General features: G+C 72.7%; 25 protein-coding genes, 1 tRNA gene and 1 pseudogene. 22 read left to right on the top strand and 5 right to left on the bottom strand.

What is annotated here, in order from left to right:
• The first annotated feature begins 23 nt into the window (after nucleotides 1–23).
• The 17 genes and pseudogenes from eno to CS0771_RS02680 all read left to right on the top strand — a co-directional run bounded on the left by eno (nucleotide 24) and on the right by CS0771_RS02680 (nucleotide 13,319).
• Nucleotides 24–1,310 carry a phosphopyruvate hydratase gene (eno, locus tag CS0771_RS02755; RefSeq protein ID WP_203755241.1) on the top strand — a complete coding sequence of 429 codons (1,287 nt, stop codon included), beginning with the start codon at nucleotides 24–26 and terminating at the stop codon, nucleotides 1,308–1,310.
• A 130-nt stretch (nucleotides 1,311–1,440) separates the two neighbouring features.
• A complete protein-coding gene (locus tag CS0771_RS02750; RefSeq protein ID WP_244870565.1) occupies nucleotides 1,441–1,968 on the top strand; it encodes a septum formation initiator family protein in 528 nt (175 codons plus the stop codon).
• A 10-nt stretch (nucleotides 1,969–1,978) separates the two neighbouring features.
• Nucleotides 1,979–2,497, top strand: coding sequence for a DUF501 domain-containing protein (locus CS0771_RS02745; protein WP_203755238.1), 519 nt, complete (start codon nucleotides 1,979–1,981; stop codon nucleotides 2,495–2,497).
• 1 nt (nucleotide 2,498) lies between these two features.
• Nucleotides 2,499–2,993, top strand: coding sequence for an amino-acid N-acetyltransferase (locus tag CS0771_RS02740; protein ID WP_212845578.1), 495 nt, complete (start codon nucleotides 2,499–2,501; stop codon nucleotides 2,991–2,993).
• Between the two features lie 70 nt (nucleotides 2,994–3,063).
• Nucleotides 3,064–3,963 (top strand): Ppx/GppA phosphatase family protein, encoded by a 900-nt coding sequence (locus CS0771_RS02735; RefSeq protein WP_244870563.1) that lies wholly within the window; start codon nucleotides 3,064–3,066, stop codon nucleotides 3,961–3,963.
• Between the two features lie 68 nt (nucleotides 3,964–4,031).
• Complete coding sequence (locus CS0771_RS02730) at nucleotides 4,032–4,355, top strand: PadR family transcriptional regulator (RefSeq protein WP_212839645.1); 324 nt, start codon at nucleotides 4,032–4,034, stop codon at nucleotides 4,353–4,355.
• Nucleotides 4,352–4,489, top strand: a pseudogene (locus CS0771_RS39580) (hypothetical protein); the annotation flags it as partial. The gene CS0771_RS02730 and the pseudogene CS0771_RS39580, both read left to right, overlap by 4 nt.
• Nucleotides 4,490–4,641: 152 nt before the next feature.
• Nucleotides 4,642–5,385 (top strand): hypothetical protein, encoded by a 744-nt coding sequence (locus CS0771_RS02725; RefSeq protein ID WP_244870562.1) that lies wholly within the window; start codon nucleotides 4,642–4,644, stop codon nucleotides 5,383–5,385.
• Between the two features lie 198 nt (nucleotides 5,386–5,583).
• The gene (locus tag CS0771_RS02720) at nucleotides 5,584–5,982 is read left to right on the top strand and encodes a hypothetical protein (protein WP_212839644.1); all 399 of its coding nucleotides are present in this window, start codon (nucleotides 5,584–5,586) and stop codon (nucleotides 5,980–5,982) included.
• A gap of 174 nt (nucleotides 5,983–6,156) precedes the next feature.
• Nucleotides 6,157–6,837 carry a dienelactone hydrolase family protein gene (locus CS0771_RS02715; protein WP_212839643.1) on the top strand — a complete coding sequence of 227 codons (681 nt, stop codon included), beginning with the start codon at nucleotides 6,157–6,159 and terminating at the stop codon, nucleotides 6,835–6,837.
• Nucleotides 6,834–7,553, top strand: coding sequence for a uracil-DNA glycosylase (locus CS0771_RS02710; RefSeq protein ID WP_244870561.1), 720 nt, complete (start codon nucleotides 6,834–6,836; stop codon nucleotides 7,551–7,553). Before CS0771_RS02715 ends, CS0771_RS02710 begins: the two co-directional genes overlap by 4 nt.
• Before the next feature lie 35 nt (nucleotides 7,554–7,588).
• The gene (locus tag CS0771_RS02705; RefSeq protein WP_212839642.1) at nucleotides 7,589–8,299 is read left to right on the top strand and encodes a DUF4129 domain-containing protein; all 711 of its coding nucleotides are present in this window, start codon (nucleotides 7,589–7,591) and stop codon (nucleotides 8,297–8,299) included.
• A complete protein-coding gene (locus CS0771_RS02700) occupies nucleotides 8,296–8,892 on the top strand; it encodes a hypothetical protein (RefSeq protein ID WP_212839641.1) in 597 nt (198 codons plus the stop codon). Before CS0771_RS02705 ends, CS0771_RS02700 begins: the two co-directional genes overlap by 4 nt.
• 2 nt (nucleotides 8,893–8,894) lie before the next feature.
• On the top strand, nucleotides 8,895–9,980 hold the full coding sequence (locus CS0771_RS02695) for a MoxR family ATPase (protein ID WP_212839640.1): 1,086 nt from the start codon (nucleotides 8,895–8,897) through the stop codon (nucleotides 9,978–9,980).
• Nucleotide 9,981: 1 nt separating this feature from the next.
• Nucleotides 9,982–11,364, top strand: coding sequence for a DUF58 domain-containing protein (locus tag CS0771_RS02690; RefSeq protein ID WP_212839639.1), 1,383 nt, complete (start codon nucleotides 9,982–9,984; stop codon nucleotides 11,362–11,364).
• Nucleotides 11,364–11,909: a hypothetical protein gene (locus CS0771_RS02685; protein WP_212839638.1), complete on the top strand. Its 546-nt coding sequence runs from the start codon at nucleotides 11,364–11,366 to the stop codon at nucleotides 11,907–11,909. The genes CS0771_RS02690 and CS0771_RS02685 overlap by 1 nt, the downstream gene beginning before the upstream one ends.
• Before the next feature lie 84 nt (nucleotides 11,910–11,993).
• Entirely contained in the window at nucleotides 11,994–13,319 is a 1,326-nt protein-coding gene (locus CS0771_RS02680; protein ID WP_203755219.1) for an NAD(P)/FAD-dependent oxidoreductase, read from the top strand.
• 71 nt (nucleotides 13,320–13,390) lie between these two features.
• On the opposite strand, the gene CS0771_RS02675 is transcribed toward CS0771_RS02680, so the two are convergent.
• Nucleotides 13,391–15,208: a hypothetical protein gene (locus tag CS0771_RS02675; protein ID WP_244870560.1), complete on the bottom strand. Its 1,818-nt coding sequence runs from the start codon at nucleotides 15,206–15,208 to the stop codon at nucleotides 13,391–13,393.
• 138 nt (nucleotides 15,209–15,346) lie between these two features.
• Here CS0771_RS02675 and CS0771_RS02670 point away from each other — a divergent pair.
• Nucleotides 15,347–15,430, top strand: a tRNA-Leu gene (locus CS0771_RS02670).
• Nucleotides 15,431–15,728: 298 nt separating this feature from the next.
• On the opposite strand, the gene CS0771_RS02665 is transcribed toward CS0771_RS02670, so the two are convergent.
• Nucleotides 15,729–16,205: a GNAT family N-acetyltransferase gene (locus CS0771_RS02665; RefSeq protein ID WP_212839637.1), complete on the bottom strand. Its 477-nt coding sequence runs from the start codon at nucleotides 16,203–16,205 to the stop codon at nucleotides 15,729–15,731.
• A gap of 127 nt (nucleotides 16,206–16,332) precedes the next feature.
• Between CS0771_RS02665 and CS0771_RS02660 the strand changes: the two genes are divergently transcribed.
• Together CS0771_RS02660 and CS0771_RS02655 are read left to right on the top strand one after the other, a co-directional pair.
• Nucleotides 16,333–17,148, top strand: a complete 816-nt coding sequence (locus tag CS0771_RS02660) for a Bax inhibitor-1/YccA family protein (RefSeq protein ID WP_212839636.1) — start codon at nucleotides 16,333–16,335, stop codon at nucleotides 17,146–17,148.
• A gap of 95 nt (nucleotides 17,149–17,243) precedes the next feature.
• Entirely contained in the window at nucleotides 17,244–17,540 is a 297-nt protein-coding gene (locus CS0771_RS02655; RefSeq protein ID WP_212839635.1) for a hypothetical protein, read from the top strand.
• A gap of 75 nt (nucleotides 17,541–17,615) precedes the next feature.
• Here CS0771_RS02655 and CS0771_RS02650 read toward each other — a convergent pair whose 3' ends face one another.
• From CS0771_RS02650 to CS0771_RS02640, 3 genes are all read right to left on the bottom strand, one after another.
• Nucleotides 17,616–18,863 carry an acetyl-CoA C-acetyltransferase gene (locus CS0771_RS02650; protein WP_212839634.1) on the bottom strand — a complete coding sequence of 416 codons (1,248 nt, stop codon included), beginning with the start codon at nucleotides 18,861–18,863 and terminating at the stop codon, nucleotides 17,616–17,618.
• Nucleotides 18,864–19,008: 145 nt separating this feature from the next.
• A complete protein-coding gene (locus CS0771_RS02645; RefSeq protein ID WP_212839633.1) occupies nucleotides 19,009–19,803 on the bottom strand; it encodes an SGNH/GDSL hydrolase family protein in 795 nt (264 codons plus the stop codon).
• 106 nt (nucleotides 19,804–19,909) lie between these two features.
• Entirely contained in the window at nucleotides 19,910–20,977 is a 1,068-nt protein-coding gene (locus tag CS0771_RS02640) for an SGNH/GDSL hydrolase family protein (protein ID WP_212839632.1), read from the bottom strand.
• Between the two features lie 140 nt (nucleotides 20,978–21,117).
• Between CS0771_RS02640 and CS0771_RS02635 the strand changes: the two genes are divergently transcribed.
• Entirely contained in the window at nucleotides 21,118–21,486 is a 369-nt protein-coding gene (locus tag CS0771_RS02635) for a YkvA family protein (RefSeq protein WP_212839631.1), read from the top strand.
• Nucleotides 21,487–21,517: 31 nt separating this feature from the next.
• A complete protein-coding gene (locus tag CS0771_RS02630; RefSeq protein WP_212839630.1) occupies nucleotides 21,518–22,888 on the top strand; it encodes a cystathionine beta-synthase in 1,371 nt (456 codons plus the stop codon).
• Nucleotides 22,889–22,937 lie beyond the last annotated feature (49 nt).

Below are 22,937 nucleotides of genomic sequence, written 5' to 3'. Positions count from 1 at the left end.
GCGCAACGAACGAGGGAGCACACGTGGCCACCATTGAAGGCTTCGTAGCCCGGGAGATCCTCGACTCCCGCGGCAATCCGACCGTCGAGGTCGAGGTCGGTCTCGACGACGGCACCATCGCCCGTGCCGCGGTGCCGTCCGGCGCCTCCACCGGCGCCTACGAGGCGCTGGAGCTGCGCGACGGCGACAAGAGCCGCTACCTGGGCAAGGGCGTCGAGAAGGCCGTCACGAACATCGAGGACCAGATCGTCGATCAGCTGATCGGGTACGAGGCCAGCGAGCAGCGCCTGATCGACGCGAAGATGCTGGAGCTGGACGGCACCCCGGACAAGTCGGTGCTGGGCGCCAACGCCATCCTGGGCGTCTCGCTGGCGGTGGCGAAGGCGGCCGCCAAGAGCGCGGAGCTGAGCCTGTTCCGCTACCTGGGCGGCCCGAACGCGCACCTGCTGCCGGTGCCGATGCTGAACATCCTCAACGGCGGCGCGCACGCGGACTCCAACGTGGACATCCAGGAGTTCATGATCGCCCCGATCGGCGCGCCGAGCTTCCGTGAGGCGCTGCGCTCCGGCGCCGAGGTGTACCACGCGCTCAAGAGCGTGCTGAAGAAGAAGGGCCTGTCCACCGGCCTGGGTGACGAGGGCGGCTTCGCGCCGAGCCTGCCGACCAACGCCGCGGCGCTGGACCTGATCGCCGAGGCCGTGCAGGCCGCGGGCTACAGCCTGGGCACCGACATCGTGCTGGCGCTGGACGTGGCGGCGACCGAGTTCTACTCCGACGGCGCCTACCAGTTCGAGGGCGCCGCGAAGTCCCGCGACGAGATGATCGCGTACTACGCCAAGCTGGCCGAGTCGTACCCGATCGTGTCGATCGAGGACCCGCTGGCCGAGGACGACTGGGCCGGCTGGACCGCGATGACCCAGCAGCTCGGCGGCAAGCTGCAGATCGTCGGCGACGACCTGTTCGTCACCAACCCGACCCGCATCGCGCGCGGCATCGCCGAGGGCGCGGCCAACGCGGTGCTGGTCAAGGTGAACCAGATCGGCTCGCTGACGGAGACCTTCGACGCCGTCGAGCTGGCCCACCGCAGCGGCTTCCGCACCATGATGAGCCACCGCTCGGGCGAGACCGAGGACACCACCATCGCCGACCTCGCCGTCGCGATGGGCTGCGGCCAGATCAAGACCGGCGCCCCGGCCCGCTCGGACCGCGTCGCCAAGTACAACCAGCTGCTGCGCATCGAGGAGGAGCTGGCCGACGCGGCCCGCTACGCCGGCGCGGCCGCCTTCCCGCGGTACAGCGCGGGAAAGTGACGGTGTAAGGCCGTAAGGCCTAGCATGTGATCGAAGCTCCTTCCATGCGGTGGTACGGCGTGGAGGGGGCTTCGATCACCACGGGAGGGGAGGGGTGGTGCAGCGGCGACAGCCTGGTGGGCAGGGGCCGGTGCGTCGCTCCCGCGACGGGGGCCGTGGCACCCGTGGCACCGGCGGCACGCGCGCCCGTGACGGCGAGCGCTCGGCGAGCCGCCCGGCCGCCGCGCGGCGGGCCGCCGCGGCGGGCGCCGCGAAGCGCACCACCGCCCCGAACCCGAACGGCCTCACCGGCCGCGCGACCGTGCTGCTGGTGATCCTGGCCGCGCTGGCCCTGGGCTACGCCTACCCGGTGCGGGTCTACCTGACCCAGCTCGCCGAGATCGAGGCGCTGCGCCAGTCGCAGCTGGCCCAGCAGGAGCGCATCGCCGGGCTGGAGCGGCAGGCCGAGAAGTGGAAGGACGACGAGTACATCAAGGCTCAGGTCCGCCGCCGCTTCTACTGGGTCTATCCGGGGCAGACCCCGCTGGTGCCGATCTGGGACCCGGAGAAGCAGACCGACAAGGAGCTCGGCGCCGAGCCGGCCGCTCCGCCCCCGCCGGACAGCTGGTACGGCAAGCTCTGGTCCCGCCTGGAGCCGGAGCCCGAAAGCAAGAACTGAAGGAGCAGCAATGGATCGCGACCTCGTGCCGGCACCGGTGCGGCAGGAGGCGACCGAGGAGGATCTCGCCGCGGTCCGGGCGCAGCTCGGCCGGCCCACGCGCGGCACCCGCGCGGTGGCGCACCGCTGCCCGTGCGGCAAGCCGGACGTGGTGGAGACGGTGCCTCGGCTGCCCGACGGCACTCCCTTCCCGACGCTGTTCTACCTGACCTGCCCGCGGGCCACCGCGGAGTGCAGCCGCCTGGAGTCGGCCGGCCTGATGAAGGAGATGGCCGCCCAGCTGCGCGAGGACCCCGAGCTGCGCGCGGCGTACCTGAAGGCGCACGAGGACTACCTGACCCGGCGCGAGGCGGTCGGCCACGTGCCGGAGATCGAGCACGTCTCGGCCGGCGGCATGCCGGACCGGGTGAAGTGCCTGCACGTGCACCTGGGCCACGCGCTGGCGGTGGGGCCGGGGGTCAACCCGTTCGGCGACGAGGTGATCTCCCTGGTGGAGCCGTGGTGGACGGCGGGTCCCTGCGTTGAGTGAGCTGACCGTCCGCAAGGCGCGCACCGGCGACGTGCGCGGCATCCGGCACCTGATCGACACGTACAGCGGCGAGCGGCGGCTGCTCAGCAAGGCCACCGTCGCGATATACGAGGACGTGCCGGAGTTCCGGGTGGCGGTGGACGACGAGGGCGCGGTCGTCGGCTGCGGCGCGCTGCACGTGCTGTGGGAGGACCTGGCCGAGATCCGCACGGTGGCCGTGGACGCGGCCTGGCGCGGGCGCCGGGTGGGCCACCAGATCGTCGAGGCGCTGCTGGACGACGCGCGCGAGATCGGCGTACGCCGGGTGTTCGTGCTGACCTTCGAGACGCGCTTCTTCGGCTCGTTCGGCTTCGCCGAGATCGACGGCGCCCCCGTGCCGCCGCCGGTCTACGAGCAGCTCCTGCGCTCCTACGACGAGGGCGTCGCCGAGTTCCTGGGCCTGGAGCGCGTCAAGCCCAACACCCTCGGCAACACCCGCATGCTCCTGCACCTCTAGAAAGGAAGGGCACCTTCTTAACGCTTTCCGTAGAGGAAGGGCACCTTCTTAACGCTTGTAGGGTGATCTCGTGGGAGATGCCGTCGCCGCGATCGACTGCGGCACCAATTCGATCCGCCTGCTGGTCACCGACGGCGAGCGCGATCTGGATCGCCGGATGCGCATCGTGCGCCTGGGCGCCGGGGTGGATCGGACCGGACGGCTCGACCCGGCCGCGATCGAGCGCACCCGGGTCGCGCTGGCGGAGTATCGCGAGGTCATCGAGGCGTTCGGGGTGAGCCGGATCCGGATGGTGGCCACCAGCGCCAGCCGCGACGCCGCCAACGCGGCCGACTTCCACGGCATGGTCCGGGTCACCCTGGGGCAGCCCGCCGAGATCATCAGCGGTACGGAGGAGGCCGCGCTCTCCTTCGCCGGGGCCGTGTCCGGGCTCGGCGGCGAGGGGCCGTACCTGGTCGTGGACATCGGCGGCGGCTCGACGGAGTTCGTCCGGGGCGGCCGGTCGGTGGACCGCTCGATCAGCATGGACATGGGCTGCGTACGCATGACCGAGCGGCACCTGCCCACCGACCCGCCCACGCCGGAGCAGCTGGCCGCGGTGGTGCGCGACGTCGACGAGCAGGTGGCGCGGGCGCTGGCGCACGTGGGCGCCGGTCCGGCGACGCTGGTCGGGGTGGCCGGCACGGCGACCACGCTGGCGGGCGTCGCCCTCGGCCTGGACCGCTACGACTCGGCCCGGATCCACCACTCGGTGCTGCCGGCCGCGGCGGTGGAGGAGCTGGCCGCGCGGCTGGCCGCGATGGACCACGACGCGCGGGCGGCGATCCCGGTGATGCACCCGGGACGGGTGGACGTCATCATCGCGGGCGCGCTGATCCTCCGCGAGATCATCCGGCAGACCGGGTTCACCGAGATCACCGTCTCCGAACACGACATCCTCGACGGCATCGCCGCCTCGATCCTGCGCTGACCAGCTATTTTCCTGCCACGGTGTGGCGCTTGTTGCAGTAGTGTGCTTTGAACAGTACCGTGCATCGCGTGGATACCTCTCAGCTCCTCAAGGGGGTGCTCGACCTGGCCGTGCTCGCTGTGCTGCGCGACGACGACGGCTACGGGTACGACATCCTCCGCCGCCTGCGGACCGCGGGGCTGTCCGAGATCGGGGACGCCTCGGTCTACGGGACCCTGCGCCGGCTGTTCGCCGCCGGCTACCTGACGACCTACGTGGTCCCCTCCGAGGAGGGGCCGCACCGCAAGTACTACGCCCTCAACGCCGCCGGGCGCACCCAGCTCAAGCAGGGTGCCGAGATCTGGGGCGAGTTCGCGTCCACCATGAACACACTGCTGCGGGAGCCGGCATGAGCGAACAGAGCGACATCGCACAGTACGCGGCGCAGGTCGGTGCCGCCCTGTCCGATCTGCCCGAGCAGGTGCGCAACGACCTGCTGGAGGACCTGCCCGCGCACCTGGCCGAGGTCGCGGCCGAGCTGCGCGCCGAGGGCGCTGGCGCGACGCTGGCCGACCGGCTCGGGCCGCCGAGCGCCTACGCCGCCGAGCTGCGCGCCACGCTGGGCCACCCGGGGGTCCCAGCCGCGCCGCGGCCCTGGCCGGGAGGCTGGTGGGCCGGGTGCAGCAGCGGTGGCGCGCAGTGGACCGCAGGCTCGGCCCCGTCATCGGGTACGAGCGCCTCGGCGACTTCCTGGCCCTGCTGCGCCCGGCGTGGTGGGTGGTGCGCGGCTGGCTGGCCGCGATGCTCGTCGCGCAGCTGTGGCGGGACGGCGACGGGCCGGGCCTGCTGCCCCGGCTGGAGGGCAGCACGCTGCTCGGCCTGTTCCTGACCGCCGGTGCCGTGATCGGCTCGATCTGGCTCGGCCGCCGCACGCTCGCGCGCCCGCCGGCCCGCCGGTCGGCCCGGCTCGCGCTCGGCGGCGCCACGGCCGTGCTGGCGGTGTTCGGGCTGGTGCTCGTGGTCGAGGCCGACGACCGCGCCGCGCGGGGTTACTGGGAGACCGCGGGCGGGTATGTCGTCAACCCGTACGACCAGGTCAGCGACGTGTTCGTGCTCGGGCCGGACGGCCAGGTCATCCAGGGCGCCCGGATCGTGGACCAGACCGGCAACCCGGTCCTGATCGGCTGGTGCGCCCAGAGCAACCACAACGCGTTCGACGCGAACTGGGAGTGGCGCATCGTGTACCCGGCGTGCCCGGATCTCACGCCGCCGCAGCTGCCGTGGGCACCGGCCTCGCCCGCCCCGCTGCCCTGGGCGAGCCCGTCGCCCGGTGGGGTGATCCCGTCGCCGTCCTCGGCCCCGGCCACGACGGGCCCTTCCGCCGCCGCGCCCTCGGCGAAGCCCTCGCTGACACCATCTGCGCAGGTCAGCCCTAGTTCCTGATCGGAGGGCCGCGACCCGGCGGCGACAGTGTCCCCGTTGCCGCCGGGTTACGCAAACGAGCACTGCCACCTGCGGGGTCGCGCGGATTCACAGCAACCGTTAAGGTGACGCGGTCTCGCGTGACGCTTCGCGGGACGACAGGCCTTCGTCACGGCGGTTCGATCCGGACGAGGGCAACCCCTCGGAAGGAACAGAGCAATGAGCGAGCAGGTAACGCCCGCGGTCCCCGAGACCACGGAGCCGGAGAAGAAGTCGTCCGTCGCGGGCGGTATCGGCAAGAAGATCCTGGGCTACGCCCTGGGTGCCGCGATCATCTTCGGTGGCGGTCTGGCCTGGAAGTACCTGAGCGGTGACACCGACATCGCCAAGGCCGGCGACTGCATCACCGAGGCCGCCAGCGCGGACGACATGAAGGTCGTCGGCTGCGACAAGCCCGAGGCCAAGTACAAGGTGCTGGGCGTCCTGGAGGACGTGAGCGAGACCGAGGCCGACTCCGACACGGGCTGCGGCCAGTGGCCGGCCACCACCGACCTCTTCTCGATCATGGAGCGGGGCAAGACCAAGGGCAAGTTCCTCTGCCTGGGCCCCGTGGCCTGAGCTGAGCTCACGTCCGGCTGAGGCCGGCGCGGCGGCGTGGTGAGTTACGACCATAAGTCGTAACTTTCGCCACGCCGCCGCTGTCTTCCCCGGTACCGTCCGGTGTGGTTGGCTACCCGGAACACCACGACTGTGCGACCAGCCAATGATGACTGACCGACAGGAGGACGACCGATGGGTGAAACGGTCATCTACCCGAGCAACGGCGGCACCAGCGAGGGTTACCTCGCGCTGCCCAAATCAGGCGGCGGACCCGCGGTCATCGTGATCCAGGAGTGGTGGGGGCTGGTCCCGCACATCGTCTCGCTGGCCGACCGGTTCGCCGACGCGGGCTTCGTCGCCCTCGCCCCCGACCTCTACCACGGCGCCCAGACCACCGAGCCCGACGAGGCCGGCCGGCTGATGATGGGCCTGGCCATGGACCAGGCCGCCAAGGACATCGCGGGTGCCGCGGAATACCTGGCCGGTCGCCCGGAGACCACCGGCGGGGTCGGCGCGGTCGGCTTCTGCATGGGCGGCAGCCTGGCCCTGTGGTCCGCCACGTTCAGCGACCGGATCACCGCCGCGGTGGGCTTCTACCCCGCCGTGCCGTGGGAGCGCATGTCCCCGCAGTGGGCCAATTACGAGGGCAAGACCGCCCTGATCCACTGCAGCGAGGAGGACGGCACCTCCGCGGCCGAAGGCATCAAGGCCGCCCGCGCCGCGATCGAGGAGGCCGGCGGCACCTGCATCGTGCACGACTACCGGGGCACCCGGCACGCGTTCGTCAACGACGACCGGCCCGAGGTCTACAACGCCGCGGCCGCCGCCAGCGCCTGGGCCCGCACCGTAGAGCTGCTGCGCACCCACCTGTGACCGCGGAGGAGCTGGCCCGGCTCGACGAGGCGATCTCCGGCTGCCGCAAGTGCCCCCGGCTGGTGGCCTGGCGGGAGGAGGTCGCCGCGACGAAGCGGGCGGCGTTCCGCGACCAGGAGTACTGGGGGCGTCCCGTCCCCGGCTTCGGCGCGGCCGACGCCCGCATCCTCATCCTCGGGCTGGCTCCGGCCGCGCACGGCGGCAACCGGACCGGGCGCATCTTCACCGGCGACCGCAGCGGGGACGTGCTCTTCGCCGCGCTGCACCGGGTGGGCCTGGCCAACCAGCCCACCAGCGTGTGGCGCGACGACGGGCTGCGGCTGGACGGCGTGCGCATCGCGGCGTCCGTCCGCTGCGCGCCGCCGGAGAACAAGCCCACCCCGCTGGAGCGGGACACCTGCGCGCCGTGGCTGCACCGGGAGGTCACGCTGCTGCGCCCGACCCTGCGGGTGGTGCTCGCGCTCGGCGCGTTCGCCTGGACGGCCTGGTGGCCTACGCTGTCCACGGTGTACGGCGTCAAGCCGCCGGTGCCGCGTCCCGCCTTCGGGCACGGGGCGCTCGTCCTCCCGCAGGGCGGGCCGCCGGGTCCGGAACGAGGCCCGGCGCTGCTCGGCTCGTACCATGTCAGCCAGCAGAACACCTTTACCGGGCGGCTCACGCCCGCGATGCTGGACGGCGTGCTGAGCCAGGCGAAGCACCTGGCCGGCCTCGACTGAGGCGGGCCGGCGAGAACATTCGGAGCGGGGAAGCCATGGGAGCGTTGCGTCGCTGGTGGCCGCTGCTGGCCGTGGCCGCGCTGCTGATGGCGGCGGCTGCGACAGCATCGGTCTCGGTGCTGCCCGTCGGGCGGGCGCTGCCGGAGCAGTCGGCGACCCCGGTCCCGAGCCCGACCGCCACCGCGTCGCCGTCCCCGCGTACGCCGACCCCGTCACCGTCCGAGGCGGCCCAGGCGGCCGGTGACTCGGGCTGGCTGGGCGTCGTCGCGATCGGCGTGCTGCTGGCCATCGGGGTCGCGGTGCTGGTCGCGCTGCTCGGCGCCGCCGCCCGGTCCACCACGAAGTTCCGCCGCCGCGCGATCCGCGAGCGGCCGCCGGTGCGCATCGCGCAGTTCACCGACGAGGAGGAGGTCGTCGCGGCGCTCGACGCGGGCCTGCTCGACCTCGACGACGACGCGGCCGACCCGCGCACCGCCGTGATCGCCTGCTGGGTGCGCCTGGAGCAGGCCGCGGCCGCCGCCGGGGTGCCGCGCCTGCCCGGCGACACCGCGACCGACCTGGTGGTGCGCATGCTCGCCCGGCGCCACCTGGACGCGGGCCTGCTCAACGCGTTCGCCGACGTGTACCGGCGCGCCCGCTACGCCACCCACCGCGTCGACGACGACATGCGCCTGCAGGCCCGGGGCTCGCTGCACCGGCTGCGCGACGAGCTGACCGCCGGCGCCCGCAGCGAGGTGGGAGCATGACCGAGCACCGGAACGATCTCGACGACACCTCGCTGCACGATCTGCTGGGCGGATTCAGCGCCGGTCCGGAGCGGCCGGTGGTGGCGCGCGCGCCGCGCACCGCCTCCACGCGCTGGCTGAGCTTCGCCGCCTTCACGGCCGGCTGGACCGCCGTGGGCTGGATCGTGCTCGAGGTGTTCAGCCTGACCATGCCGCTGCCGCTGGTCTTCGCGGTGGCGCTGACCCTGGTCGGGGTATGGCGGATGGCCCGCTCGCTCAAGGCCCCGCTGCCGCCCCGGCGCGCGGGCCGGAGCACCGCCGAGGACCAGTCCGAGGTGACCGACGGGCTGCGCCTGGCCGTCGCCCGCTGGGAGACCATCCTGGAGTGGAGCCACACCGACGGGGCCCGCTTCCAGCGCCGGGTGCAGCCGCGCCTGGCCGAGCTGGTGGACGAGCGGCTGCGCCAGCGCCACGGCGTCAACCGTGCCACCGAGCCCGAGCGCGCGCGTAGGCTGCTCGGTGATCCGCTCTGGACGTTCCTCACGGTGCCGTCCAAGCGCCCGCCCAGCCCTCGCGAACTCGATGTGATCGTCAATGCCTTGGAGAGACTGTGAGCATGCAACCGATCCCCGCGGCTGAGGTGGGACGCCTCGCCCAGCAGGTGCTCGACCGGGTCGGCACCGTCATGGTGGGCAAGCGGGACTCCCTGGAGCTGGTGCTGGCGGGCATCCTGGCCGGCGGCCACGTGCTGCTGGAGGACCTGCCCGGCCTGGGCAAGACGCTGACCGCGCGCACCTTCGCGCAGGCGCTCGGCCTCGACTTCCGCCGCCTGCAGTTCACCCCGGACCTGCTGCCCGCCGACGTGACCGGCTCGTTCCTGTACGACCAGCGCAGCCACGACTTCACCTTCCGGGCCGGACCGGTGTTCACCAACCTGCTGCTCGCCGACGAGATCAACCGCACGCCGCCGAAGACGCAGGCGGCGCTGCTGGAGGCGATGCAGGAGAAGCAGGTGTCCGTCGAGGGCGTGACCTACCGCCTGGAGGCGCCGTTCCACGTGCTCGCCACCGCCAACCCGATCGAGTACGAGGGCACCTACCCGCTGCCCGAGGCGCAGCTGGACCGCTTCATGCTGCGCGTCTCCTTCGGCTACCCGGAGGCCGACGAGGAGCTGAACGTGCTGCGCCGCCGCATGGTGCGCCGCCGCGAGGAGTCCGAGGTCGAGCCGGTGGTGGACGCCAAGACGCTGCTGCGCATGCAGGCCGGGCTGGAGGAGATCGAGGTCGAGGACTCGATCTGCCGCTACCTGGTGGCGCTGACCGCGGCCACCCGCGAGCACCCGGCGGTGCTGGTCGGCTCGTCGCCGCGCGGTTCGCTGGCGCTGCTGCTGCTGTCGCGGGCGCGTGCCGCGCTGGCCGGGCGGGACTACGTCATCCCCGAGGACGTCAAGGCGGTGACCCTGCCCGCGCTGGCCCACCGGATCACGCTGCGGCCGGAGATGTGGCTCAAGCGCATCGACCCGGTCAGCGTGGTGGCCGAGGTGCTGGCGGCCACGCCCGCGCCGGTCAGCGGCGCGCTGCCCAGCCACGCGGGCGGTGCCCCGGGCCAGCGGCCGAGCCCGGTCCGCAGCGGCCGGCTGGCCGACCTGGAGGACGACCTGCTGGGCGAGCCGCCATACCGGTCGACCGGGCTGCGGGGCTGAGATGGCCCAGCCCGCCGAGGGCGACCTGGAGCCCGTGGCCTCCACCGACACCGGCGACAACTGGGCGCCGACCCGGGCGCTCGGCCGGGCGGTGCTCATCGCCGGGATGCTGCTGATCGCCGCCGTGCTGCTGGGCCGCACCGAGCTGGTGATCCTGGCCGCGCCGCTGGCGCTGAGCGTGGCGTTCGCGCTCGGCAAGCGCCCGCGTACGCTGCCCGGCCTGCGGCTGTCCACCGTGGAGTCGTTCCCGGTGGAGGGCGGCGAGCTGGGTGCGACGGTCGAGGTGGAGAACCGCGACACGGTCGGCTACGACCTGACCGTGGTGCACCTGCAGCACTCGCCCTGGCTGCGGCTGGAGGGCGGCACCGACCCGAACGCGCCCCGGCGCGGCCCGCGCGGCGGCAACCGGCCGTACGTGACCTTCGTGCCGCGCGGCGTCGCGACCGCGGTCGAGCTGGCCGGCCCGGCGGTGCGCTGGGGACGGCACTGGCTCGGCCCCGCCTCCGCGCACGCCGTCGCCGCGGACGGGCTGCTGGTCAGCCGGGCCGTGGTCACCGGCGCGCTGGGCGTGAAGGTGTACCCGCTGACCGATCCGTTCAAGGCCGACGAGGCGATGCCGCGCGCGGCCGGGCTGGTCGGCCAGCACCGCTCCCGCCGCCCCGGCGAGGGCGGCGAGCTGGCGGGCGTACGCCAGTTCGCGCCCGGTGACCGGCTGCGCCGCGTCGACTGGCGGGTGTCGCTGCGCACCGAGCGGCTGCACGTGGCCGCCACCCTGTCCGACCGCGACGCCGAGGTCGTGGTGCTGCTGGACCTGCTCGCCGACGCGGGCCGCTCCGAGGGGGTCGGCGGCACGGCCTCCGTGCTGGACCGCTCGGTGCGCGCGGCGGCCGCGATCGCCGAGCACTACCTGCACCGCGGCGACCGGGTGTCCGTGCTGGAGTACGGCGCCCAGGCCCGCCGCCTGCGCCCGGCCAGCGGCCGCCGCCAGTACCTGACCGTGCTGGAATGGCTGCTGGACGCGCACCCCAGCCCGACCGCGCAGGAGCGGGGCGGGGCGCAGCTCGCGGCGGGCATCTCGTCGGCGGCGCTGGTGGTGGTGCTGACGCCGCTGCTGGACGCCCGCTCGGCGGCGATGCTGGCGGGCCTGTCCCGCTCGGGCCGTTTCGTGGTCGCGGTGGACACGCTGCCCTCGGACCTGGCCTCGCCCACCGTCAACAGCTGGACCGACCTGTCCCACCGGCTGTGGCGCGCGGAGCGGGAGAACACCATGGGCCAGCTGGGCGAGCACGGGGTGCCGGTGGTCGCCTGGGCGGGCGCGGGCAGCCTGGACGCCGTGCTCCGGGACGTGTCGCGGCTGGCCGCCGCGCCGAAGGCGGTGCGCTGATGAAGCAGCTGATGCAGCAGGTACGCGAGCTGGGCCGGGTCACCGGCGCGCCGCTGCTGGTGCGCGGGACGGTGTTCCTGGCAGCCTTCGCCGGGCTGCTGCTGGCCGCACCGTCCGGCATGCCGTCGCAGGCGCTGCTCGGCTTCTTCGTGCTGGCCGTCTACCCGGCGCTGCTGCCGGGCGGGGCGGCGCCGCTGGTGGTGATGCTCGCCACGATCTGCCTGTGGCTGGCCGACACGCTGCTGTTCCTGGCACAGCCGTCGCTGGGGCGGCTGCTGGGCACGGCCGCCGCGCTCTACCTGCTGCACTCCGGCGCGGCGCTGGCGGCGGTGCTGCCATACGACGCGATCGTGGACAACCAGGTGCTGCTGCGCTGGGCGGGCCGGGCGGCGCTGGTGCTCGCCGCGACCGGCGTGCTCACCCTGCTGCTGGTCAACGTGCTGCCGGGCCTGTACATCTCCACGCCGACCGTCGCCCTGGTGATCGGCCTGGCCGTGGTGGCGGGGGCCGTGGCGTTGCTCACCAGGCTGGGCAGGCGGCCCTGATCGGGGCGGCGTGACGGCCGTCGCTGTCCGGGATCACAGGCGTCAGCGCTGATCAGCGGCGTGCTACGGGCGTAGCGTGAAGTCGTGAAGCCAGTACGGATCCTGGTGGTGGGCGCGGGCCATGTCGGCCTCTACGCCGCCCTCCGCCTGACGGGCAAGTTGCGCGCGAGCGAGGCCGAAGTGACGGTTGTCGACCCGCAGCCGCACATGACGTACCAGCCGTTCCTCCCCGAGGCGGCGGCCGGCAACATCTCCCCCCGGCACACCGTCGTGCCGCTGCGCCGGGAGCTGCGCGACTGCAAGGTCGTGCACGGCTCCGTGACCAAGGTCGAGCACTCCCGCAAGACCGCGATCGTGCAGCCGGTGGTGGGCCCGTCCCGGGAGATCCCGTACGACCACATCATCGTCGCGCCCGGCAGCGTGTCGCGCACCCTGCCGATCCCCGGCCTGCGCGAGCACGCGGTCGGCTTCAAGACCATCGGCGAGGCCATCTGGCTGCGTAACCACGTGCTGGAGTGCCTCGACATCGCCGCCGCCACCACCGACGAGCAGACCCGCAGGCGGGCGCTGACGTTCGTGGTCGTCGGGGCCGGCTTCGCCGGCGTCGAGGCGCTCGGCGAGATGGAGGACATGGCCCGCGACGCGCTGCGCTACTACCCGGAGCTCAAGGCCGACGACATGCACTGGGTGCTGGTCGAGGCCACGCAGCGGGTGCTGCCCGAGGTCGGCCCGCAGATGGGCGCGTACACCGTGGAGGCGCTGCTCAAGCGCAACATGGACCTGCGCCTGGGCACCCGGCTGGAGTCCTGCGTCGACGGCGTGGTGAAGCTGTCGGACGGCGGCGAGTTCGCCGCGGACACCATCGTGTGGACCGCCGGCGTCAAGGCGCACCCGATGATCGCCGCGACCGACCTGCCGCGCAACGCCCAGGGCAAGCTGACCTGCGACGCGACGCTGCGCGTGGTGGACGGCGACCAGCTCGTCGAGGGCGCGTGGAGCGCGGGCGACTGCGCCGCGGTGCCCGACCTCACCGCCGCCGCGGGCGAGATGTGCTCGCCGAGCGCGCAGCACGCGGTGCGGCAGGCCCGCCGCCTGGCGGACAACCTGATCGCCACCGTGCGCGGCCGAGGCATCCGGGAGTACCGGCACAAGCACGTGGGCTCGGTGGCCAGCCTCGGCCTGCACAAGGGCGTGGCGCACGTGTACGGCTTCAAGGCCAAGGGCCTGGTCGCCTGGTTCATGCACCGCACGTACCACATGAGCCGCATCCCGTCGCTGAACCGCAAGGTCCGGGTGATCGCCGACTGGACCCTGGCCCTGTTCCTCAAGCGCGAGGTGGTCTCGCTGGGCGCCCTCCACCAGCCCATGGACCCCTTCGCCCAGGTCACCCAGCCGACGCAGCAGCCGTAATCTTCAAGATCGAAGGCCCCCGCCGTGCCGTTCAGCACGGCGGGGGCCTTCGATCTTGTACGGGTGGAGCGTTACCAGGTGCGGGGCCAGTAGACGACGTCGGCGGCGGGGGTGCCGGGGCCGAGCAGGGCCTCCAGGGTGCGCAGCAGCTCGCCGTGGCGGGGGTGTTCGGGGGTGAGCACCACGCAGGACGCGTTCCACTTGGTGAGGTCCTTGCGGGCGTCCAGGCGGTGGTCGTCGTTGATCGCGGGCACGGTGCCGGTGCGGGCCACCTCGGACAGCACCCACGACGTCGGCCGGCGGCCGATGCCCATGGTGGCCTTGCCGTCGGTGCCGTGCGGGCCGATGAAGAAGCCCTCGGGCAGCCCGAACGCCGTCTGCGCCGCGGTCGCGTACCGCATGGGCAGGGGTTTCTCCGGGGTGGGCAGCGGCACCGTCATGATCACGTCGCCGTCCCCGGCGCAGCGGCGCCACAGGCCGTCGGCGAAGAAGGCGGGCACGGGCGGGCGGTCGGCGGTCGGCAGCGGCGTCGGGAACAGCGGCAGCAGCGCCGCCCCGACCAGCACCGGAACGCCGATCCGCAGCGGGCGGCGGGCCGACCGGGCGGCCTCGCCCAGCGCCACCACCAGCAGCACCGCGACCAGCGGGATGGCGGCCAGCGCGAAGCGCATCGGCAGCGCGCCGTCCACCACCGGCACGTGCATGAGCAGCCGGTACGGGCCGGGCAGCGGGGTCCGCTGGCCGTTGAGCATGATCTGCGGGCCCAGCGCCAGCGTGCTCATGCCCAGCGCGCCTGCCCCGACGGCCACCGCCAGCGGGTTGCGGCGCAGCCAGACCAGCAGGCCCAGCGACAGCAGCACCAGCGGCCAGCCGAGGAAGGTGTTGTACTCCGCCGGGCCGGTGGTCAGCCGCGCCGCGGACTCGTCCCCGGCGAGCGTCAGCGGCGAGAACGCGGTGAAGCTCGCCAGGTCGGCCGAGAAGTAGAACGGGCTGAACACGCCGTCGGCCACCGACTGGGGGCCCTTGAACTGCACCCACAGCGGGTACGCCAGCAGCACCACCGCCGTGCCCACGGCCACGAACAGCCCCGCCGCGAAGCGGGCCAGCACCAGCCGGGCCGGGCGGGTGATCGCGACGTACACGACGGTCACGATGATCAGGGTGAGCGCGGTGAGGAACAGGGTCTCCTCACCGATGAACACCTGGAGGCTGACCAGCAGGCCGAACAGGGCGCCGAGCAGGAGCAGCCGCCGGGGGTGGGTGTATTCCGCGCGGGCGGCGCGGGCCAGCGCGACGACGCACCACAGCATCGGCGGGATCAGCCACTGGGCGGTCATGTGCAGGTGGCTGTTGGACTGCGACACCATGCCCGGGGCGAACCCGCAGCACGCGGCGCCCACCGCGGCGGCGATCCGGTGCGCGCCCAGCGTCCGGTGGAACAGGAAATACCAGGCGATGGCGGTGCCGGCCAGGTTCAGGGCGACCAGCAGCGAGAACGTGGTCGCGGCGCCGTAGGCCAGGGTGACCGGGGCGAACAGCCCGCCGAGCAGGATCACCGTGGTGTTGGCCAGCAGGTTGACGCCGTACGGGGCGTTCAGGCGGTCGCTGACGAGCGAGAAGTCGCCGCTCCACAGCATCGTGTCGTGGGCCAGGAACCACTCGTAGAGGATCTGGTCCGGCGGGTTGAGCGCGAGCGTGCGGGTGTCCGGGTCCGGCCACAGCCCGAGGGTGAGCCAGCCTGCCAGAGCCAGGAATCCCGCGCAGGCCAGAACGTCGAGCGGCCACCGCCGCCGCGGCGGTGACACGGGCGCGGGTGCCCCCGATGCACCCCGCTGCCCGGGGACTACGGGATCGGCGGTGGTGGTGAGGGCGGGCGCGGTGCTCGTCACGCGCTTGACCCTAGCGCTTCGGCTGCCTGACCGCCCCGCGACCATCACGCCACGTGTCCGTTCGCCGCTGGGCGACAACGGGCGTGCCCCCGACGGGGTCCACCCGCTACGGTGGCAGGGCACGCTTGGTCGTGCAGCGCCCGGGTGGTGGAACGGCAGACACGGTTGCCTTAAAAGCGACTGCCGAAAGGCGTGCGGGTTCGACCCCCGCCCCGGGCACCAGGAGGATGGCGGCGTACGCCGGAATGGCAGCGCGGCATCGGCCGAAAGGCGCGCCGAATGGCGTACTGAAAAGTCTTGCAAAAAGTGACGCGCTCCGATCGCCTGCCACGGGGGAAGCGGGCGATTGGAGCGCGTTGGGGACGAGCATAGCGAGCCTCCGGCGGTCTGTCACCCCTTGGCCGCCCGCTTTAAGGCACAAATTCGCCGACGTTCGGCCATGCTCCGGCAACCGGTTCGCGGGAGGTAATTCGCCGTCAATTAATTAAGGTTCCGTAAAGAAGCGGCGTGTCGATTGGCGTCAACGCGACGGCCGCCGCATACGCGTGCCGCCGGGCGTGTGGGGCACCTCGGCGCAGGGCATGAACCCGCAGCGCTCGTACACCCGCCTCGCGGTGTCGTTGCCCGCGGCGACCTCCAGCACCACCTCGGCCCGGCCCAGGTCACGAGCCCAGCCGGCCACCGCGTCGACGAGCTGCTCGGCGATCCGCCGCCCGCGCGCCGCCGGGGACACCCACATGGAGACCAGCTCGACGGCGTCCTGCCCGCCCTCCGGCAGATAACCTCCCGCCAGGCCCGCCGGCACGCCGTCGAGCAGTGCCGCGAAGCTCGCCGACGCCGGGCTGTCCAGCCGGGCCCGCCACTCCTGCTCGGCCCGGTCCCGCTCGCGCTCGAACGTCGAGCCGAACGCGTACGGCGCCTCCTGCAACGCGTTGAGCCGCAGCTCACGTAGTGTCTGCCAGTCGTCGCCGGTCAGCCGGTCCACCGTGATCGTCATGTGTCACTCCCAGGTCCGCGAGCCGTCACCCGCCGACGGCGATCATGCAGTAAAACGTCGATCACCGCAGGTGCGTTAATCCGCTACTCTGTCGGGCACAACCCATGTGGAGGAGGCGAGACCCGCTGTGAAGAGTTCGAACCCGGTGCTCGGCCGCATCAGCGCGGCGGCTGCTCAGCAGCCGCGGTATACCGTGCCGGGCCAGGGCGCCCCGGCGGGCTACCCGCAGGCTGACGGCCAGGGCTACGGCTACCCCGAGGTGGTCCAGTCCGGACAGGCCGACCGGATGACCGTCGACGACGTCGTCGTCAAGACGGTGTCCCTGCTCGCGATCACCGCGCTGTTCGCGGCGATCTCGTGGGCCGTGGTGCCGCTGGAGGTCATCAAGCCGGTCTGGTACGGCTCGATGTTCCTGGGCGTGATCGTCGGTCTGGCGATCTCGTTCGCGCAGATCACGAACGCCGCCGTGATCATCGGTTACGCCGTGATCGAGGGCATCTTCCTCGGTGTGGTGAGCAAGGTCTACGACTACCTGTTCGACGGCATCGTGCTGCAGGCGGTCATCGCGACGCTCGGCGTGTTCCTCACCATGGCCGTGCTGTACAAGGCGAAGATCATCCGGGCGACGCCGAAGTTCATGCGGGTCGTCATCGGCATCGCCGCCGGCCTCGGCGTCGTGATGCTGGTGAACCTGGTGCTCTACTTCTTCACCGGCGTGGTCAGCCCGCTGCGGGACGGCAGCCCCATCGCGATCGGCTTCAGCCTGGTCTGCATCGTGGTCGCGGCGCTGATGTTCGTGGTCAACTTCAAGCAGATCGAGGACGGCATCGCCGCCGGCCTGCCGCGCAAGTACGGCTGGCTGGGCGCGTTCGGCATCCTCGTCGAGCTGGTCTGGATGTACCTGGAGTTCCTGCGCCTGCTGTCGTACTTCTCGGAGGACTGACCGCGGCCTGGTCACACCAGGACGGACACGACGACCGACGCCCCGGGGCCGCCCCGGGGCGTCGGCCCGTTTCCGGGCCGGGACAATCTTCAGGCGTGAGCACCGAGCAGCTGATGCGCGCCGTGGAGCTACTGGTCAACCAGGTCGGACACTGGACGCCCGAACGGTGGCGCGACCGTGGCGAGCCGGTGCACCGCCTGGTCCAGTCCTTCGCCGACCAGTCCGCGGACCTGGCGAGCACGCCGCGCCGCCCCGTGCCGCGCCTGTCCGATCTGGCCCTGCCCGATCAGCTCCGCGTGGTCACCGCCGACCTCATCGCCGCCGGCCCCACCCCCGCGCAGACCGCCGCTGCCGCCGCCGACCTCGCCGCCCTCCGCCGCCTCCTGACATAAGGAAGGGCACCTTCTTATCGGAATCCGTAGAAGAAGGTGCCCTTCTTAACCTCTGCCTGATGGCAGCGGCCGCGATCAGCTCAGGCGCTCGATGATCATCGCCATGCCCTGGCCGCCGCCGACGCACATCGTCTCCAGGCCGATGCTCTTGTCGTGCCACTGCAGGTTGTTGATGAGCGTGCCGGTGATGCGGGCGCCGGTCATGCCGAACGGGTGGCCGACCGCGATCGCGCCGCCCATCACGTTGACCTTCTCCAGCGGCAGGCCCAGCTCGCGGTAGGACGGGATGACCTGCGCCGCGAACGCTTCGTTGATCTCCGCGAGGTCGATGTCGCCGATGCCCATCCCGGCCCGCTTGAGCGCCTGGCGGGTGGCCTCGACCGGGCCGATGCCCATGATCTCGGGGCTCATCGCGGTCACGCCGGTGGAGATGATCCGGGCCAGCGGGGTGAGGCCCAGCTCCCGGGCGCGAGTGTCGCTCATGACGACCACGGCGGCGGCGCCGTCGTTCAGCGGGCAGCAGTTGCCTGCCGTGATCCGGCCGTCGGGGCGGAACACCGGCTTGAGCGTGGCGGTGCCCTCCAGCGTGATGCCGGGGCGCGGGCCGTCGTCGGTGCTGACCACGGTGCCGTCGGGCAGCGTCACCGGGGTGATCTCGCGGGCCCAGAAGCCGTCCTTGATCGCCTGCTCGGCCAGGTTCTGCGACCGTACGCCGAACGCGTCCATGTCCTCGCGGGTCACGCCGTGCACCTGGGCCAGGTTCTCGGCGGTCTGGCCCATGGTCAGGTAGATGTCGGGCAGCTCGCCGGCCTCGCGCGGGTCGGTCCAGACCGGGGTGTTCTCACTGGCGCGCTGCGCCGAGCGGGCCTGCGCGGCGTCGAAGCGCGGGTTGTTCCAGCTGCCGCCCACGGCGGCGGCCGCGTCCGGGGGCAGCCAGTCGGAGTTGCCGCGGGCGTACCGGGACACCATCTCGACACCGGCGGAGATGAACACGTCGCCCTCGCCCGCCTTGATCGCGTGGAACGCCATCCGGGTGGTCTGCAGCGACGACGCACAGTAGCGGGTGATCGTGGCGGCCGGCAGCGAGTCCAGCCCGAGCAGGGTGGAGACCACCTTGCCCATGTTGAAGCCCTGCTCGCCGCCGGGCAGGCCGCAGCCCAGGTAGAGGTCGTCGATCTCGGCCGGGTCGAGGGCGGGCACCTTGTCCAGGGCGGCCCGCACGATGGCGGCGGTGAGATCGTCCGCGCGCAGGTCCTTCAGAGAGCCCTTGCCGGCCCGGCCGATGGGCGAGCGGGCGGTGGCGACGATGACAGCATCAGACATGAACGAACGTTAACTCGCCGGTAACCTGCCCACCAGACGACGTGAGAAAGTCGTCACGCCCCCGCTTGACATCGCGCGATTTGCCAGGCACCTGGGCGAATGGGCGCGCAAGATACGCCCAGGTGCCTGGCAAGTCCGATGATCTTCAGGGGAGGCGGGGGCTTACGCCGGCGGCGTGGGCGACGGCGGGGAGGAGGGCGTACGCCCAGACGCGGTAGCCGTCGGCGGACGGGTGGTAGCGGTCGGGGGAGAGGGTGTTCGGGTCGGCGCGGAACACGGCGCCCGTCTCGGCAGCCAGGTCGACCACCGCGCCACCCGCGGAGTGCACCGCGCGCACCTGGGCGCGGGCCACCCGGCGGCCCAGGAAGCCGACGACCTGCCGCAGCGGCGGGGCGATGGCGCGGGTCGCGCCCAGGTCCGGGCAGGTGCCCACGACGACCTCGACCCCTGCCTCGCGCAGCCGGCGCACCGCGGCGCCCAGGTAGGCCGCGGCGTCCGACGGGCGGCGCAGCGTGATCGCGTCGTTGCCGCCGACCAGGATCACGGCCACGTCCGGCCGGTCGCCCAGCAGGCAGCGGGCCACCTGCGTGGCCAGGTCCGAGGAGCGGGAGCCGGCCACGCCCACGCTGGACAGGGCCACCGCCCGGCCCTGCGCGGCGTCGCCGCCGGACAGCAGCGCGGCGAGCTGCCCGCCGACCGTGTCGGCGACCCGGTCCACGCCGACGCCGAGGGCGGCCGAGTCGCCGAGCATGACCAGCCGCAGCGGGGGAGCGGTGTCCGCGCCGATCGTGGTGCGCAGGGCGAGCCCCAGCTCGGGCTTCGCGTAGCGGCGGCTGCGGGCCAGCACGGCCTCCGCCGCGAGCAGGGCGGCCCCACCGACGGTGCCGGCGACCAGCGTGATCGCCGCCGCCTTGCCGATCTTCCGCGCCATAGAGGTCATGCCTTCTCCTCGCTTCGCTCGTCGGCGGCACGACTGGGCCGGAGCCTCATGATTCGCTCGCTCATGCGCTCCTCGACTGCCCGAGCGGGCCGGGGACCGGTGATCCTCATGCCTGCTCCACTACGTTCGCCGGGTTCATGGTGCCGGGCGGGGCGGGGGCCTCGGCCTGGCGGACCACCTCCCACATCCGGCGGCGCAGCTGCGCCCACCGGCCGGCCGGACCGCGATCGCGGCCGTCCACGCGTACGCCGCTCACCTCGGTGCCGGCGTGGCGTGCCGCCTCGACCGCGGCCTGTGGCAGCGACCGTACCCCGTCCGCGGCCGTCTGTGGGCCCGCTTCCACCCGCTGCGGGCCCGCCGGGCTGCGCACCGCGGCCACCACGGTGGGCAGCAGCACGGACGCGGCCAGGGCGTACCCCTCGGCGGACGGGTGGAACCGGTCGCGGGCGAAGAGGCGGTGCGGCTGGGCCGAGAAGGTGGGCCCGAGCAGCTCGCCGAGCGACACGGTGCGCCCGCCCGCCTCGACCACGGCGACGGTCTGCGCGGCGGCGAGCTGGCGGCTCCAGCTGCGGGCGATCCAGCGCAGCGGAGGCCGGATCGGCTGCACCGCGCCCAGGTCGGGGCAGGTGCCGACCACGACGGTGACGCCTGCCTGGCGCAGCCGGCGCACCGAGTCGGCCAGGTGGCGCACCGAGGCGGCCTGCCCGGCCCGGTGGGTGATGTCGTTGATTCCGATCAGGATCACCGCCAGCTCGGGCTCGACCTCCAGCGCCTCGTCCACCTGGTGCACCAGCATGCTGGAGGTGGCGCCGACGACGGCAAGGCTGGTCAGCCGGATCGGCCGCGCCAGGCGGCGGGACAGGCCGGTGGCGATCAGCGCGGCGGGGGTCTGCCGGGCGCGCAGCGCGCCGAACCCGGCGGCGGAGGAGTCGCCGAGCATGACCATGCGCAGCGGATGCCCGCCGTATCGGCTGCCGTAGAGGCCGTCGGAGCGCGGCGGCGGGGCCTGGGCGATGGGGATGGTGCGCCGGGCCGCCTCGACCTGGCCCAGCAGCACGCCGAGCCCGGCCAGGCCCAGCGCGGTCAGCGCGCCGCCGCCGTACACGGCCAGCCTGGCCAGGTCCCTGCCGCTACGACGTGCCGCCGTGGTCCCCGCCGCAGTACGCTCGCTCATAGTGAACCCGCCTCACTCTGGAGGCCCGGCTTCCGGGCTCCCTCTCTGAGGCTCCTACGTACCCAGCGTCTCGCGCGCTGGTAACGCTCGCTCATAGCGAAGACGGTAGCGCTCTCCGGCAGCGCTCGGATGGAGGCGAGATGGGACGCACATTGCGTCGGACCGCGGCGTTCACGGCGCTCTGGAAAGCGCTGATCACGGGCAGCGGCAACGACACGAGCTTCGTGCAGCGGCTCTCCGCGATGCCGCGGATGGTCGGCAACACGCTGCGCGGCAAGTACGACGGCCTGGGCCGCCTCCTGATGATCTCGGCGGCCACGGCGTACGTGATGTCGCCGGTCGACCTGGTGCCGGAGGCGTTCTTCCTGCTGTTCGGGCTCGCCGACGATGTGATCATCGTGAGCTGGATCGCGGGGGCGCTGCTCAGCGAGACAGATCGCTACCTCATGTGGGAGAACGGCGGAAAGGCCCCGGTGAGCGGCACGGTCCTCGACGGCGAGGTCGTTTAACGTCTATTAAAGGTCGGTCTAGGCTTGACGCGTGCGCTACTACGAGAACGTCGTCGAGCTGATCGGTAACACCCCGCTGGTCAAGCTCAGGAATGTCACCGACCCGGCCGGTCCCACCGTGCTTGCCAAGGTCGAGTACCTGAACCCGGGCGGCTCGGTCAAGGACCGGATCGCCCTGCGCATGGTCGAGGCGGCCGAGCGCGACGGGCTGCTCAAGCAGGGCGGCACCATCGTCGAGCCGACCAGCGGCAACACGGGTGTCGGCCTGGCCCTGGTGGCCCAGCTGAAGGGGTACAAGTGCGTCTTCGTCTGCCCTGACAAGGTCAGCGAGGACAAGCAGAACGTGCTGCGGGCGTACGGCGCCGAGGTCGTGGTCTGCCCGACCGCGGTCGCCCCGGAGGACCCGCGCTCCTACTACAACGTCTCCGACCGGCTGGCGCGGGAGATCCCGGGCGCCTGGAAGCCGAACCAGTACTCGAACCCGAACAACCCGCTCTCGCACTACGAGCAGACGGGTCCGGAGCTGTGGGAGCAGACCGACGGCCGGATCACCCACTTCGTGGCGGGCGTCGGCACCGGCGGCACCATCAGCGGCATCGGCCGCTACCTCAAGGAGGTCTCCCAGGGCCGCGTGAAGATCATCGGCGCGGACCCGGAGGGCTCCGTGTACTCGGGCGGCACCGGCCGGCCGTACCTGGTCGAGGGCGTCGGCGAGGACTTCTGGCCGGAGACGTACGACCGCACCGTCTGCGACGAGATCATCGAGGTCACCGACAAGGAGTCCTTCGCGATGACCCGGCGGCTGGCCCGCGAGGAGGGCCTGCTGGTCGGCGGCTCCTGCGGGATGGCCGCGGTGGCGGCGCTGAAGGTGGCGCAGCGGGCCGAGCCGGGCGACGTGGTCGTCGTGCTGCTGCCCGACGGCGGCCGGGGTTACCTCTCCAAGCTCTTCAACGACGACTGGATGGCCCGCTACGGCTTCCTGCGCACCGACGAGCACGGCGCGACGGTCGGCGACATCCTCAACGCCAAGGCCAGCCACAAGGGCCTGCCCGAGCTGATCCACGTGCACCCCACCGAGACGGTCCGCGACGCCATCGACATCATGCGCGAGTACGGCGTCTCGCAGCTGCCCGTGCTCAAGGCCGAGCCCCCGGTGGTGACCGGTGAGGTGGCCGGCGCGGTGGCGGAGAAGGACCTGCTGGACGCGCTGTTCACCGGGGCGGCCGCGCTGCACGACCCGCTGGACCGGCACATCGGCCCGGCGCTGCCCATGATCGGCGGCGGGCAGCCCGTGTCGGAGATCGTGGCCCTGCTGGAGAAGGCGGACGCCGCGATGGTGCTCATCGACGGCAAGCCGCGGGGCGTCCTCACCCGCCAGGACCTGCTCGCCCAGCTCGGCTGACCCGCTGCCCGCCGCGCGACGCCACTCTCGTGGCCTGCCGCGCCGTGAT

Source organism: Catellatospora sp. IY07-71 (assembly GCF_018326265.1).
GTDB lineage: Bacteria > Actinomycetota > Actinomycetes > Mycobacteriales > Micromonosporaceae > Catellatospora.
The sequence above is the reverse complement of the archived record's forward strand: the minus strand, read 5'-3'. Positions and strand labels throughout refer to the sequence as shown.